The sequence below is a fragment of the Streptomyces sp. NPDC051310 genome (assembly GCF_044455245.1).
Classification (GTDB): domain Bacteria; phylum Actinomycetota; class Actinomycetes; order Streptomycetales; family Streptomycetaceae; genus Streptomyces.
In genome coordinates, this window is sequence record NZ_JBITEO010000022.1 from 28299 (window position 1) to 42703 (window position 14405).

A 14405-nucleotide genomic window follows, 5' to 3' on the forward strand; every position below is an offset into this window, starting at 1 on the left:
GCGCGGGCGGCCGCCTGCGCCCCCGGGACCGGAGACGGACCGCGACCGGACGCCGACCGGGGCCTAGGACACGATGTCCTTGCGCGCGAAGCCGCGGAAGGCCAGCGCGAACAGCACCAGAGCGTACGTCACGGAGACCGCCGCGCCCCTGAGCATGCCGCCCCACTCCAGGTGCGGCTGGAGGGCGTCGGCCCACGCGAACTGCCAGTGCGCGGGCAGGAAGTCGCGCCACGAGCCGAGTGCGGTGACCGCGTCCAGGACGTTCCCGATGATCGTCAGGCCGACCGCGCCACCGACCGCGCCCAGCGGCGCGTCGGTCCTGGTGGACAGCCAGAAGGCGAGTCCGGCCGTCACGAGTTGGGAGACGAAGACGTAGCCCACGACCAGCGCGAGGCGGGGCACGGTGGCGGCCGTGTCCAGCGAACCGCCCGTGGGCAGCTCCAGCGGCCCCCAGCCGTAGGCCGCGGTGCCCACCGCGAGGGCCACCACCGGCAGCAGCAGGATCGCGGCCGCGCTGAAGCCGAGCGCCACGGCGAGTTTCGACCACAGCAGCCGGGCCCGCGGCACGGGCGCGGCGAGGAGGTACCGCAGGGAGGACCAGCTCGCCTCGGACGCCACGGTGTCGCCGCAGAACAGCGCCACCGGCACCACCAGCAGGAAGCCCGCCGAGACGAACAGGCAGGTGGCGGCGAAGTTGGCGCCGGACGCCGTCGCCGTGTCCATGAGGGTGATCCGGTCGTTGCCGCGCCCGTCCGGGCCGCCGCCGATGGCGAAGGCGATGGTGAGCACGAACGGCAGGGCGGCCAGGATCCCGCCCATGACCAGGGTGCGGCGCCGCTTGAGCTGGCGCACGGCCTCGACGCGCAGCGGCAGGGTGTGCCCGGGCCGGTAGCCGGGTGCGGAGTCGAGCAGGGTGCTCACGCGGATCCTCCTCCGATCAGGGTGAGGAACGCGTCCTCCAGGCGGCGGTGCGGTCCGATGCCGGTCAGCGGCACGTCGAGCCGGACCAGTTCGGCGATCAGGGCCGCGGTGCTCCTCGTCCCGTCCAGGCGGACCAGCACGCCGCCCTCGGTACGGGCCGCGGAGCCGATGCCCGCCAGCGTGCCGATCTTCTCGACCAGTGCCTCCGGGACCTCGTCGGCCGTGGTGACGAGCAGGGTGTCGCCCGCGCCGGTGATCTCCGCGACCGGGCCGGCCTGGACGAGCCGGCCGCGGTCCATGACCACCAGGTGGGTGCAGGACTGCTCGACCTCGGAGAGGAGGTGGGAGGAGACGATGACGGTCCGGCCTCCGGCCGCGTACCGGATCATCACGTCCCGCATCTCCCGGATCTGCGGCGGGTCGAGTCCGTTGGTCGGTTCGTCGAGGATGAGGAGGTCCGGCAGTCCGAGCATCGCCTGGGCGATGGCGAGCCGCTGGCGCATGCCCTGCGAGTAGGTGCGGACGGCACGGGCGAGGGCTTCGCCGAGACCCGCGATCTCCAGGGCCTCGTCGATGCGGGCGTCCTCGGCGGGGCGGCCGGTCGCCCGCCAGTACAGCTCCAGATTGTCCCGGCCCGACAGGTGCGGCAGGAAGCCCGCTCCCTCGACGAACGCGCCGACGCGGGACAGCACGGGCGCGCCCGGCCGGATCGCGTGCCCGAAGACCCGGATCTCACCGGCGTCCGGGGTGATCAGGCCCATGAGCATGCGCAGGGTGGTGGTCTTGCCGGCCCCGTTGGGCCCAAGCAGCCCGAGGACCTGGCCCTTCTCCACGCGGAACGACAGCTCGCGGACGGCGTACCGGTCGGCGGACCTGGCGTACCGCTTGGTCAGGCCGCTGATGGTGAGCGGCACGTCGGCGAGCGCCGGGTCGGGGGCGGGCGCGGTGGTGCGGCGGCGGGCGGTGAGCAGCAGCGCGGCCGCGATCAGGGCACCGGCGGCCGGCAGACCCCAGACCCACCACGGCAGTCCGGCCGCCTGGGTGCGGACCGCGGGCGCGGTCGGTACGGACAGGCCGCTCGTGGCGGTGACGGTGTAGGTGGCGGGGGCGGCCGGGGAGGCGTAGCCGAGGTCGGTGGCGGCGAGGACGAGCCGCAGGCGGTGCCCGGCCTCGACCTCGTGGTCGATGGCGGGCAGGGTCAGTTCGACCTCCCGGCCCTTGCCGTCGCCCGTGCCCGCCGTGGCCGGGGCGGCGTTGCCGACGCGGACCGGGGCGACGAGCTGCGCGGGCAGGACCTGGGTGCGGCCGTCGGGGCCGACGTCGTAGACCTTGGCGAAGAGGACCGCCTCGCCGGTGTCGGAGGCGATCCGCACCCGGACCGTGGGTGAGCCGGTGATGCGGAGCGTCCCGCCGAGGGGCGGCGTGTCGAAGCGGGCGAACTGCCCGGGGAAGTCCAGGGACAGGCCGACGCCGAGGGAGGAGAGCCGGGACAGTCCGCCGCCGACGCCGGGGACGGCGGAGATGGCGGGCGGGCTCGCGCCCGCGGGGTTGCGGAAGCGCTGCTCCCCGCCGGTCAGGGCGATGGTGCGCGTGCCGCTGCGCAGCCCGGGGTAGCGGTCGGCGACGGCGCCACGCAGCTGCGCCTGCCCGTCGGTGGAGTCGACGCCGCCGGTGCGGCTGACCCGGAAGGCGGGCCCGGTGCCGGTTGCGGTGTCGTCCTTGAGGTACCGGTCGAACCAGGCGGTGATGCGTGCTTCGACGCGTTCCGTCTCGCGGTCGCCGCCGTCGTGCCCGCCGGCGATCCAGTCCACGGCGACGGGTGCGCCGTTGGCGCGGAGGGCCGCGGCCATGGCGTCGGCGTGCGACAGCGGGAAGAGGGAGTCGGACTGCCCCTGCACGATGAGCGCGGGCACCTTGATGCGGTTCGCGACGGCGGACGGGCTGCGCCGCTCCAGCAGCTCCCGTGCCCCGGCGTCGGGCTTCCCGGTGACGGCCACACGCTCGTACATGCGGCACAGCTCGTCCTGGAACCGTTCGCACGCGGCCGGCGCCTCCCCCGCCGCGGCGCTCCCCGCGCGGGCACCGCCGGGGGCCGCGGCGCCGCGGCCCGCCGGGTCGGGGTCCGCGGGATCCGTGGTCGTGGGCGCGGGGGCCGTGCCCTGGGCGGGGGCACCGCCGGTGGAGAAGAAGATGCCGGCCCAGAGCTTCTTGAAGACGCCGTCGGGGAAGAGCGCGTCCGCGAGGTTCCAGTAGGTGATCTGCGGGGCGATCGCGTCCACCCGCCGGTCGTGGCCGGCCGCCAGGAGCGAGATCGCGCCGCCGTAGGAGACGCCGCTCACGCCCACGCGCGGGTCGCCGGCGGCGTCCAGCCGGACCTCGGGGCGCCGGGCGAGCCAGTCGACGAGGCGGGAGACGTCCTTGACCTCGAACGCCGGATCGTTCAAGCCGATCCGGCCCGTGGAGGCGCCGAAGCCGCGCGCGGACCAGGTCAGCACCGCGTACCCGTCCCGGGCCAGCCTCTCGGCCTGACCGCGCACGTCGTCCTTGCTGCCGCCGAAGCCGTGACCGAGCAGGACGGCGGGGCGCCGGCCGCCGCCCCCCGTACCGGAGGCGGTGAAGAACGACGTGTCGATCCTCGCCCCGGGCATGTCCACCACCGTGTCCTCGCGGTGCACGGCGGGCTCGTCGTCCGCGGCGACCGCGGTCCACGTGCCGGCCCCGGCCAGCAGCACGACGGCGGTGGCCACGGCGGTGGCCCGTCGGCCGCGGGCCGGGCGGGGAAGCCGGGGGAGTCGGATCTGCATGTACCCGACCCTAAACGGGCCGGCGGGCGGCCCGTCGCCGCCGCCGGGCGGAACTCGGTCACCTCCTCGGGGCGTACGCACTACCGTCGCCGTACACCAGCCGCGGTATGCGCGGGGACGAAAGGAACGCGCCATGGAGATCCGCCGCGCCACCACCGTCGCCGAACTCCTGGCCGCCGAGCACCTCTACGACGGCCCGGCGCGCCCGGAGTGGGCCGCGCGGTTCCTCGCCGCGCCCGGTCACCTGATGCTCATCGCGTACGTGGAGGGCGTACCGGCCGGAATGGTGTCGGGCATCGAGATGCTGCACCCGGACAAGGGCGCGGAGATGTGCCTGTACGAGCTGTTCGTCGACGAGCCGTACCGGCGGCGCGGCATCGGCCGGGCGCTCACCCGGGCGCTCGCCGCCGAGGCCCGCGGGCGCGGCTGCTACGGCCTGTGGGCCGGCGTGGACACGGACAACGCCCCGGCGCTGGCGACGTACCGCTCGGCCGGCGCCGCCGACGATGGAGAATTCGCCATGCTGACGTGGGAATTCGGCGACGAAGTGGGGAGGAGCGGCTAGCTCCCTTGTGCGGTACATGACCAGCCGAGACGCTGTGGGGCCCTCCGGACATGAAAGGTCAGGTGCCCCGAGATGAGAGCCCCCGCTCGCAGGCCCCGCCGCCGCATCGGCGCGTTGATACCCGTCCTCGCCCTCGCCGCCGGCCTCCAGTTCACCACGGCCCCCACGGCGCACGGCGCGCCCGCCGGCGACCTCCGTCCCGCCCCCGCGGACACCGCCGTTCCCGACAGCTGGATCGTCGTCCTCAAGGACGGCTCGACGCGCGCCGCCGACCTCGGCGTCACCCCGCAGCGCGAGTACCGCAGCGCCCTCACGGGCTTCACCTCCACCCTCACCCGGGCGAAGGCCGCCGCCCTCGCGGCCGACCCGAGGGTGGCGTACGTCGAACAGAACCGGACCGTCCGCCTCAGCGCCACCCAGACGGACGCCACCTGGGGGCTGGACCGGATCGACCAGCGCGGCCTGCCGCTGTCGACGACGTACACGTACGACACCGGCGCGGCGGGCGTGAACGCGTACATCATCGACACCGGCATCCGCACCACGCACAGCGAGTTCGGCGGGCGGGCGGTGGTCGGCACCGACACCGTCGGCGGGGGGCAGAACGGGCAGGACTGCCAGGGCCACGGCACCCACGTCGCCGGTACGGTCGGCGGCCGGACGTACGGTGTGGCGAAGGCGGCCCGGCTGGTCGCCGTCCGCGTGCTGGACTGCAACGGCTCCGGAACGACGGCCGGGGTCATCGCGGGCGTGGACTGGGTGACGGCGAACGCCGTGAAGCCGGCCGTCGCCAACATGAGCCTCGGGGGCGGCGCCAGCGCGACCCTGGACAGCGCCGTCGCGCGGTCGATCGCCTCGGGCGTCTCGTACACCGTCGCGGCGGGCAACGGCAACATCCTCGGCCTGCCGGAGAAGGCGTGCAACACCTCCCCCGCGCGTGTCCCCGAGGCCATCACGGTCGGCGCCACCGACAACGCCGACAAGCGCGCCTCGTTCTCCAACTACGGCACCTGCGTGGACCTCTTCGCGCCCGGCGTGAAGATCACCTCCGCCTGGCGGACCGGCGACACGGCGACGAACACCATCTCCGGCACGTCGATGGCGGCACCGCACGCTGCGGGCGTGGCGGCCCTGTACCTGGCGCGGCACCCGGCGGCCTCCCCGGCGCAGGTGCGTGACGCGCTGGTCGGCAACGCGACCCCCGGCGTGGTGCAGAACGCCCTCACCGGCTCCCCGAACAGGCTGCTGTACTCGCTGTTCTAGGACCTCCGGAAACCTCGGCCTCCGGGTCCCCGGCCTCCGGGACCCTCACGGCACGAGGTGCCCGAGGAGCTCCGCACCCGCCGGGTACGGGCGCTCCTCGGGCATCAGCCGTCGCGCCCCCTCCAGGTCGCCCTCGCGCACCAGGGCGTGCATCGCGCGGGCGAGCGGAGTGACGTCCCGGATGGAGACCGTCCACTCGTCGGCGTACCGGGCCGACGCCTCGCCCGCGAGCCCCAGCTGGAGCGAGCGGTACGGCAGCGGCTCCAGGCGCAGGTCGCGTTCCGGGTCCCACTGGACGCGGGCGGGCGACTCCCGCAACTGCCGCTTCCAGGTGGCCTGGTCGGCGTGGAAGCCCTGGACGTAGTGCGACAGGCAGGCGTGGCGCAGCGCCCACTCGAAGCCTTCGCGGGTGATCTCGACGGCCAGGACCGTCTCCTGGTCCGCCTTCGTCGCCCAGCCGCAGCGGTACATCATCCACAGGAAGCTCGGCTTGATCCACGTCATCCGCTCCCGCTTCCACGCTGCGGGGAAGCGGCCGGTGCGGGCGGCCGGCTCTCCGATCCCGGGCGCGTACGCCTGGTAGACCGTCACCGTCTCCCCGGTGTGGAGGGCGCGGATGCGGTACTTCGGTTCGTTCTCGTTCATCCCGGCAAGGATCGACGGCCGGCCCCGTCCGGGGCCAGCCGTTTTTCCGGTCCGGCCGTTTCCACGGTCCGGCCGTGTTCCCGGTCCGGCCGTGGCCGGGCGGGTCAGTGGTTGCGGGGGAAGCCCAGGTCGACGCCCGCCGGGGCCTCGGACGGGTCCGGCCAGCGGGTGGTGACGACCTTGCCGCGGGTGTAGAAGTGCACGCCGTCGTTGCCGTAGATGTGGTGGTCGCCGAAGAGGGAGTCCTTCCAGCCGCCGAAGGAGTGGTAGCCGACGGGCACCGGGATGGGCACGTTCACGCCGACCATGCCCGCCTGGACCTCCAGCTGGAAGCGGCGGGCGGCACCGCCGTCGCGGGTGAAGATCGCGGTGCCGTTGCCGAACGGCGAGTCGTTGATGAGCCGGACGCCGTCCTCGTAGGTGTCGGCGCGCAGCACGCACAGCACCGGGCCGAAGATCTCGTCGCGGTACGCGTCGGAGTCGGGCGACACCTTGTCGAGGAGCGACAGGCCGATCCAGTGGCCGTTCTCGTACCCGTCGACCGTGAGGCCGGTGCCGTCGAGGACGACCTCCGCCCCCTGGGCGGCGGCGCCGGTGACGTACGAGGCGACCTTGTCGCGGTGGGCCGCGGTGATCAGCGGGCCCATCTCGGAGTCCGGGTCGGTGCCCGGACCGATCTTGATCTTCTCGGCGCGCTCCCGGATCTTCCCGACGAGCTCGTCGCCGATCGCGCCGACCGCGACGACCGCCGAGATGGCCATGCAGCGCTCGCCGGCGGAGCCGTACGCCGCCGACACCGCGGCGTCCGCGGCCGCGTCGAGGTCGGCGTCCGGGAGGACCAGCATGTGGTTCTTGGCGCCGCCCAGCGCCTGGACGCGCTTGCCGTTGGCGGACGCGGTGGCGTGGATGTGGCGGGCGATCGGGGTCGAGCCCACGAAGGACACGGCCGCGACGTCCGGGTGCTCCAGCAGCGCGTCGACCGCGACCTTGTCGCCGTGGACGACGTTGAGGACGCCGTCGGGCAGGCCCGCCTCGGCGGCCAGCTCGGCGAGGAGGTTCGCCGCGGACGGGTCCTTCTCGCTCGGCTTCAGCACGAAGGTGTTGCCGCAGGCGATGGCCAGCGGGAACATCCACATCGGCACCATCGCCGGGAAGTTGAACGGGGTGATGCCGGCGACCACGCCGAGCGGCTGGCGGATGGCGGCGACGTCGACCCGGCTGGAGACCTGCGTGGACAGCTCGCCCTTGAGCTGGACGGTGATGCCGCAGGCCAGCTCCACGATCTCCAGGCCGCGCGCGACCTCGCCCAGCGCGTCGGAGTGGACCTTGCCGTGCTCGGCGGTGATCAGGCCGGCGATCTCGTCGCGGTGGGCGTCGAGCAGGGCGCGGTACGCGAAGAGGACGCCGGTGCGCTGGGCCAGGGAGGACGTGCCCCAGGTCGCGAACGCGGCCTTGGCGGCGGCGACGGCGGCGTCGACCTCCTCGGCCGAGGCGAGGGCGACCCGCGTGGTGACCGCGCCGGTCGCCGGGTCGGTGACCGGGCCCCAGTTGCCCGACGTGCCCTCGACGGTCTTGCCACCGATCCAGTGGTGAACGGTCTTCGTCATGACGTACGTGCTCCTCTTCGGACCTCTACAGGTGGCGGCGTCTGGCTGCGACATGCCGGTCGTACTCCTCGCGGGCCTTCACCGCGGCCGCGCGGGTCGCGGTCTCGGCCACGGGCACATCCCACCATGCCTCGGCCGGGGGCGCGCCCGACACTGTGTCTGCCGTTTCGGTCTCCACGTAGACACATGTGGGAACGGTCGACGCGCGGGCTTCGGCGAGGGCTTCCCGCAGGTCACGCACGGTGCGCGGGCGAAGGACACGCATGCCGAGGGAGGCGGCGTTGGCCGCGAGGTCCACGGGGAGCAGGTCCCCGGTGTACGTGCCGTCGGCCGCGCGGTGGCGGTAGGCGGTGCCGTGGCGCTCGCTGCCGACGGCCTCGGACAGACCACCGATGGAGGCGTACCCGTGGTTCTGCAGGATGACGACCTTGATGGGCAGGCGCTCCTGCACCGCGGTGACGATTTCGGTGGGGTTCATCAGATACGTACCGTCGCCGACGAACGCCCAGACGGGCCGGCCCGGGGCGGCGAGGGCGACTCCGACGGCGGCCGGGATCTCGTAGCCCATGCAGGAGTAGCCGTATTCGACGTGGTACTGGTCGTGCGACCGGGCCCGCCACAGCTTGTGCAGGTCGCCGGGGAGCGAGCCGGCGGCGTTGATCACGATGTCGTCCCCGGTGACCAGGGTGTCGAGTGCGCCCAGGACCTGGGGCTGGGTGGGGCGCGCGTCGTCGCCGCGCGGGGTGTACGCGGCGGTGACGCGCTCCTCCCAGGCGGCCTTGCGCCGCCCGTACTCGGCGGTGTACGCCGGGTCGACGCGGTGCTCGCCCAGTTCCGCCGCGAGCGCCAGCAGTGCGGTGCGGGCGTCGGCGACCAGCGGCAGGCCGGCCATCTTGTGGGCGTCGAAGCCCGTGATGTTGAGGTTGACGAAGCGGACGCCGGGGTGGGCGAAGAGCGTCGAGGACGCGGTGGTGAAGTCGGTCCAGCGGGTGCCGGCGCCGATGACCAGGTCGGCGGTGCGGGCGAGGTGGTCGGCGGTGGCGGTGCCGGTGTGGCCGATGCCGCCGACGTCGGCCGGGTGGTCGTGGCGCAGCGAGCCCTTGCCCGCCTGGGTGGAGGCGACCGGGATGCCGGTGGCGTCGGCGAGGGCGCGCAGGGCGTCCTCGGCCGCGCTGTGGTGGACGCCGCCGCCCGCGACGATCAGGGGCCGGGACGCCGCCCGGACCGCCCGCGCCGCAGCGTCGAGCTCCGCCGCGTCGGGCGCAGGCCGGCGCACCCGCCACACCCGCTCCGCGAAGAACTCCTCCGGCCAGTCGAAGCCTTCCGCCTGCACGTCCTGCGGCAGCGCGAGGGTGACGGCACCGGTGGCGGCGGGGTCGGTGAGCACGCGCATCGCCTGCAGGGCCGCCGGGACCAGCGCCTCGGGGCGCGTGATCCGGTCGAAGTACGCGGACACGGGCCGCAGGGTGTCGTTGACGGACACATCGCCCGCGCCGGGGACCTCCAGCTGCTGGAGGACCGGGTCGGCGGGGCGGGTGGCGAAGGTGTCGCCGGGCAGCAGCAGCACCGGGAGGCGGTTGATCGTGGCGAGGGCGGCGCCGGTGACGAGGTTGGTGGCGCCCGGTCCGATGGAGGTGGTGACGGCGTGGGCGGAGAGGCGGTTCGACTGGCGGGCGTAGCCCACGGCGGCGTGCACCATCGCCTGTTCGTTGCGGCCCTGGAGGAACGGCATCTCCCCGCCGTACTCCAGCAGGGCCTGGCCGAGGCCGGCGACGTTGCCGTGCCCGAAGATGGCCCAGGTGGCGCCGATGAGGCGGTGGCGCCGGCCGTCGCGCTCGGTGTACTGGCGGGCCAGGAAGGCGACGAGCGCCTGCGCGGTGGTGAGCCGGCGCGTGCCGGGCCGGGGGCCGCTCATCGGTATGCCTCCGTCGGATGGTCGGGATGGAAGCGGATCCTCCACTCCCGTTCGTCGCCCGGGCCCGCCATGACGTTGAGGTAGTACATGGCGCGGCCGGGCGGGGCGATGGACGGGCCGTGCCAGCCGTCCGGTACGAGGACGGCGTCACCGGTACGGACCTCGGCGAGCACGTCGGCGCCGCCGGGGCGGGAGGGGGACACCCGCTGGTAACCCACTCCCCCGCGCTCGATCTCGAAGTAGTAGATCTCCTCCAGCCGGGTCTCCTCGCCGGGGAGGTGCTCGTCGTGCTTGTGCGGCGGGTAGGAGGACCAGTTGCCGCCGGGGGTGAGGACCTCGACCGCGATGAGCCGGTCGCAGGCGAAGGCGTCGGCGGCGGCGAAGCCCCGCACCTCGCGGGCGCAGGTGCCGCTGCCGCGCGCCTCCAGCGGAACCTCCGGCGCGGGTCCGTAGCGAGCGGGGAGTCGTCGCTCGCACCTCGCTCCTGCCAGGGCGAACCGGCCTCCCGCGCCGGAGGCGATCTGGGCGTGGGCGTCACGCGGTACGTACGCGAAGTCCGTGACGCCACCGAACACGCTTGTGCGGCCCAGCAGTTCGAAGACCGCGCCCTCACCGTCGCCCTCCACCCGCACGGTACAGCCGCCGGAGAGCGGAAGCACGATCCACTCGCTGTCGCCGGTGGCGAACCGGTGCGTGTCGCCCGGACCGAGGTCCAGGACGCGCAGGGCGGAGTAGTCCCAGCCGGCGTACCGGGGGTCGACGCGCAAGGCGTAGGGCCCGTGGGCGGCCTCGCCCCGCGGTACGTACAACTGCCGGTCCCGCCGCGGTCGCGGCTGCGGTTCTCGCATGGTCCTTCGTACCCCCTCGGCACGGTGTCTCAGAGCAGGCCCACGGCCGTGTCGACGGCGGCGGCCACGTCGCCGTCGGCCGGGTAGAGCAGGGAGCGCCCGACGACCAGCCCCTGCACGGTCGGCAGTCGCAAGGCTTTGCGCCACGTCTCGTACACGGCGTCCGGGTCGCGCCCGGCCTCTCCGCCGAGCAGGACGGCGGGCAGCGTGGAGGTCTCCATCACGTGCGCCATGTCGTCGGGGTGCTCGGTGACGGGCACCTTGAGCCAGGTGTACGCGGAGGTGCCCGCGAGTCCGGAGGCGATGGCGAGGGAGGTGGTGACCGCCTCGGCGCCGAGGTCGTTGCGGAGCCGGCCGTCCGCGTCGCGGCGGCACAGGAACGGCTCGACGAAGACGGGCAGCCGGAGCGCGGCCATGGCGTCGACGGCGCGGGCGGCGGAGTGGAGCGTGGTCAGCGAGCCCGGGTCGGTGGGCTCTATGCGCAGCAGCAGCTTCCCGGCGTCGAAGCGGAGGCGGGCGAGGTCCCGCGGACGGTGGCCGGTGAACCGGTCGTCGAGCTCGAAGGCGGCTCCGGCGAGGCCGCCGCGGTTCATGGAGCCCATCACCACCTTGTCCTCCAGGGCGCCGAGGAGGAGCAGGTCGTCGAGGATGTCGGCGGTGGCGAGGACGCCGTCGACCCCGGGGCGGGACAGCGCCAGGCAGAGCCGTTCGAGCAGGTCGAGGCGGTTGGCCATGGCGAGCGGGCGGTCGCCGACGGCGAGGGCGCCGCGCGCGGGGTGGTCGGCGGCGACGATCATCAGCCGGCCGGAGTCGCCTACGAGCGGCCTGCGCCTGCGGCGCTCCGCGGCCTCGGCCACCGCCTCGGGGTGGCGGGTGCGGACCGCGACGAGGTGCCCGAGGTCGACGCCGGTCACGGCCGCACGCCTTCCGGCCCTACGCCTTCCGGCCCTACGCCTTCCGGCCGTACGTCTTCCCGCGGTACGTCTGCCGGCTCCGCGTGTGCCGGGCGTATGCCTTCCGGCCGTACGTTCTCCGGCTCCGCGCCGTGCGGCTCCGCGCCGTGCGGTCCGGGGGCCGCGGGCCGTACGCCGTCCAGCGCGGCGGTCACCTCGTCGGGGCGGGGCATCGCGGAGGAGCAGGCGAGGCGGGAGGCGACGAGGGCGCCGGCCGCGTTCGCGTACCGCAGGATCCGCTCCAGGTCCCAGCCGGCGAGCAGCCCGTGGCACAGCGCCCCGCCGAACGCGTCACCGGCCCCCAGTCCGTTCACCACGTCGACCGGGACGGGCGGCACGTCGACGGTCTCCCCGTCGGCCGTCATGGCGAGGACGCCCTCGGGGCCCCGTTTGACGACGGCGAGGCGGACGCCCGCGTCGAGCAGGGCCCGGGCGGCGTCGGCCGGGGCGCGCCGGCCGGTGGCGATCTCGCACTCGTCGAGGTTGCCGACGGCGACGGTGGCGTGCCGCAGCGCCGCGGTGTAGTGGGTGCGGGCGGTGGCGGCGCCGGCCCCGGCCGTGTCCTTCCAGAGGGCGGGTCGCCAGTCGAGGTCGAAGACCGTGGTGCCGCGCCGGGTTCGGTGCGAGAGCGCGGCGAGCGTGGCCGTGCGGCTGGGCTCGGCGGACAGGCCGGTGCCGGTCATCCAGAAGACACGGGCGGCGGCGATCGCCGCCAGGTCGAGCTCGTGTTCGTGGATCTCCAGGTCGGGCGCCCTGGGGAAGCGGTAGAAGTACAGCGGGAAGTCGTCGGGCGGGAAGATCTCGCAGAAGGTGAGGGGCGTGGGGCACCCCTCCACCGGCGTCATCCAGCGGTCGTCCACACCGAACGCCCGCAGTTCCTGGTGCAGGTACTCCCCGAACGGGTCGGCGCCGGTGCGGGTGATCACGGCGCTGCGGCGCCCGAGCCGCGCGGCGGCGACCGCGACGTTGGCGGCGGAACCGCCGAGGAACTTGCCGAAGGCATCGACCCTGGCGAGGGGGACCCCAACCTGGAGCGGGTAGAGGTCCACCCCGATGCGGCCCATGGTGATGAGGTCGTACGGGTCGGCGGGGTCGGTGGGATCGGTCGGGTCGGTTGCCATCCATGTCCCTTCGCAATCGGCGCCGTGGTCAGGTCTAGCCGCAGCCGGAGGGCCTGTCAACATTTTGTCCTTACATTCGGACCATTGCTTGACGCCCCGCGGCGGGCGCCGTCAAGCTGGCCCTCATGACGCCGCTGTCACCTCCGCCGCTGTCCCGCATCCGGATCGGTTCGGCCCCCGACTCATGGGGCGTGTGGTTCGCCGACGACCCCCGGCAGGTCCCCTGGGAGCGCTTCCTGGACGAGGTCGCCGCGGCCGGTTACGCATGGATCGAGCTCGGCCCGTACGGGTACCTCCCCACGGATCCGGTCCGGCTCACCGAGGAGACCGCGCGCCGCGGGCTCAAGGTGTCGGCCGGCACCGTCTTCACCGGGCTGCACCACGGCGAGGCGGTCTGGGAGGAGACCTGGGCGCACGTCGCCGACAACGCCGCCCTCGCGCAGGCGGCGGGCGCCGGCCATCTCGTCGTGATCCCGTCCTTCTGGCGGGACGACAGAACCGGCCAGGTGCGGGAGCCGCGGACCCTGACGCCGGAGCAGTGGCGCGATCTGACCCGCCTGACGGAGCGTCTGGGGCGGCAGGTGCTCGACCGCTTCGGGCTGCGCATCGTCGTCCACCCGCACGCCGACACGCACATCGACAGCGAGGAGAACGTCTCCCGCTTCCTCGACGCCACCGACCCGGAGCTGGTGGCGCTGTGCCTGGACACCGGGCACTACGCCTACTGCGGCGGGGACAGCGTGAAGCTGATCGAGACGTACGGGGAGCGGATCGGCTACCTGCACCTCAAACAGGTCGACCCCCGGATCCTCGCCGAGGTCGTCGCGGAGGGAACGCCGTTCGGGCCGGCCGTCGCCCGGGGCGTGATGTGCGAACCCCCGTCCGGTGTCCCCGCGCTGGAGCCGGTCCTGGCGGCGGCCCAGGCCCTGGGCGTCGAGCTGTTCGCCATCGTGGAGCAGGACATGTACCCCTGTCCGCCGGACAAGCCGTACCCCATCGCCGAACGCACGCGCCGCTTCCTGCGGTCCTGCGGGGCGTGAAGGGTGTCCTGCCTGCGTCACGGCAGGGAGGCCCCGCCCGGGCACATCCGGGCGGGGCCTCCCTGCCGTGACGGCTGTGCGCTGCTACTGCCAGCCCATGTCGTGCTGCGTGGGCCTGTGGTCAGGGCCGTGGCCGTGGCCGGCGGAGTGCGGCGCCTTGACCGGGGAGCCGCCGGGTGCGGGGTGGGGGGCCGCCGCCGCGGGGACGGCGAGCAGGGCCGTGGCCGCGGCAGCCAGTACGGCGGAGACGCAGAGGGCACGGCGGCTGTGCGTGCGGGTCATGCGGGGGCCTTTCCGGAATGAACCAACGGGTCGAACGGGCGTGGGCCGACCGGTCGGCCGTGGAGGCTGTGGGAGCGGGCCGTACCGGTGCAGGGCAGGAGTGTCCGCCGGACGGGGAACGCGGGAAAAGAGCAAGAGCCTGGCCAGAACGGGTCATGGCCCAAGGTGTCCAAGCAGGACGGCCGGATCGGTGGCCCGGACGTGGACGATCCGCCAGCCGGAGAGGGCCGTGCGGCAGGCCTGGACGGCCCGGCGTTCGGCCGCCGCGGGCGAGGGCGCATGGAGGAAGACGCCGAGGGACGGGACCGCGCCGGTGCGCGCGTGCGCGCAGGCGTGCTCGACGCCGGCGGCGACGAGGCGGGCCACGGCATCCGGGGGCAGAGGGCGGCTGTCGGGGCCGTACAGCCCGACGAGAACGTGGAACACGCGAGCCAACTGTGC

General features: G+C 74.3%; 13 protein-coding genes. 3 read left to right on the forward strand and 10 right to left on the reverse strand.

Features of this window, described 5'->3' with window-relative positions; translation table 11 throughout:
- Nucleotides 1-63: 63 nt before the first annotated feature.
- Complete coding sequence (locus ACIA79_RS26785) at nt 64-921, reverse strand: ABC transporter permease (protein WP_399430896.1); 858 nt, start codon at nt 919-921, stop codon at nt 64-66.
- Nucleotides 918-3725, reverse strand: coding sequence for an alpha/beta fold hydrolase (locus tag ACIA79_RS26790; protein WP_399430897.1), 2808 nt, complete (start codon nt 3723-3725; stop codon nt 918-920). The genes ACIA79_RS26785 and ACIA79_RS26790 overlap by 4 nt, the downstream gene beginning before the upstream one ends.
- A gap of 133 nt (nt 3726-3858) precedes the next feature.
- Between ACIA79_RS26790 and ACIA79_RS26795 the strand changes: the two genes are divergently transcribed.
- Entirely contained in the window at nt 3859-4290 is a 432-nt protein-coding gene (locus tag ACIA79_RS26795) for a GNAT family N-acetyltransferase (RefSeq protein WP_399430898.1), read from the forward strand.
- 72 nt (nt 4291-4362) lie between these two features.
- Nucleotides 4363-5553 carry a S8 family peptidase gene (locus ACIA79_RS26800; protein ID WP_399430899.1) on the forward strand — a complete coding sequence of 397 codons (1191 nt, stop codon included), beginning with the start codon at nt 4363-4365 and terminating at the stop codon, nt 5551-5553.
- A 45-nt stretch (nt 5554-5598) separates the two neighbouring features.
- Here ACIA79_RS26800 and ACIA79_RS26805 read toward each other — a convergent pair whose 3' ends face one another.
- From ACIA79_RS26805 to iolC, 6 genes are all read right to left on the reverse strand, one after another.
- The gene (locus ACIA79_RS26805) at nt 5599-6198 is read right to left on the reverse strand and encodes a DUF4291 domain-containing protein (protein ID WP_399430900.1); all 600 of its coding nucleotides are present in this window, start codon (nt 6196-6198) and stop codon (nt 5599-5601) included.
- 104 nt (nt 6199-6302) lie between these two features.
- A complete protein-coding gene (gene mmsA / locus ACIA79_RS26810; RefSeq protein WP_399430901.1) occupies nt 6303-7805 on the reverse strand; it encodes a CoA-acylating methylmalonate-semialdehyde dehydrogenase in 1503 nt (500 codons plus the stop codon).
- A gap of 25 nt (nt 7806-7830) precedes the next feature.
- Nucleotides 7831-9720: a 3D-(3,5/4)-trihydroxycyclohexane-1,2-dione acylhydrolase (decyclizing) gene (gene iolD / locus ACIA79_RS26815; protein ID WP_399430902.1), complete on the reverse strand. Its 1890-nt coding sequence runs from the start codon at nt 9718-9720 to the stop codon at nt 7831-7833.
- Nucleotides 9717-10568, reverse strand: coding sequence for a 5-deoxy-glucuronate isomerase (gene iolB, locus ACIA79_RS26820; protein WP_399430903.1), 852 nt, complete (start codon nt 10566-10568; stop codon nt 9717-9719). The genes iolD and iolB overlap by 4 nt, the downstream gene beginning before the upstream one ends.
- Nucleotides 10569-10597: 29 nt before the next feature.
- Nucleotides 10598-11482 (reverse strand): deoxyribose-phosphate aldolase, encoded by an 885-nt coding sequence (locus ACIA79_RS26825; protein ID WP_399430904.1) that lies wholly within the window; start codon nt 11480-11482, stop codon nt 10598-10600.
- Nucleotides 11479-12642, reverse strand: coding sequence for a 5-dehydro-2-deoxygluconokinase (gene iolC, locus ACIA79_RS26830; protein ID WP_399430905.1), 1164 nt, complete (start codon nt 12640-12642; stop codon nt 11479-11481). Before iolC ends, ACIA79_RS26825 begins: the two co-directional genes overlap by 4 nt.
- A 125-nt stretch (nt 12643-12767) precedes the next feature.
- Here iolC and ACIA79_RS26835 point away from each other — a divergent pair, with 125 nt between their 5' ends.
- On the forward strand, nt 12768-13682 hold the full coding sequence (locus tag ACIA79_RS26835) for a sugar phosphate isomerase/epimerase family protein (RefSeq protein ID WP_399430906.1): 915 nt from the start codon (nt 12768-12770) through the stop codon (nt 13680-13682).
- Nucleotides 13683-13766: 84 nt separating this feature from the next.
- Here ACIA79_RS26835 and ACIA79_RS26840 read toward each other — a convergent pair whose 3' ends face one another.
- Nucleotides 13767-13964 carry a hypothetical protein gene (locus ACIA79_RS26840; protein WP_399430907.1) on the reverse strand — a complete coding sequence of 66 codons (198 nt, stop codon included), beginning with the start codon at nt 13962-13964 and terminating at the stop codon, nt 13767-13769.
- Between the two features lie 153 nt (nt 13965-14117).
- The gene (locus ACIA79_RS26845) at nt 14118-14390 is read right to left on the reverse strand and encodes a hypothetical protein (protein WP_399430908.1); all 273 of its coding nucleotides are present in this window, start codon (nt 14388-14390) and stop codon (nt 14118-14120) included.
- Nucleotides 14391-14405 lie beyond the last annotated feature (15 nt).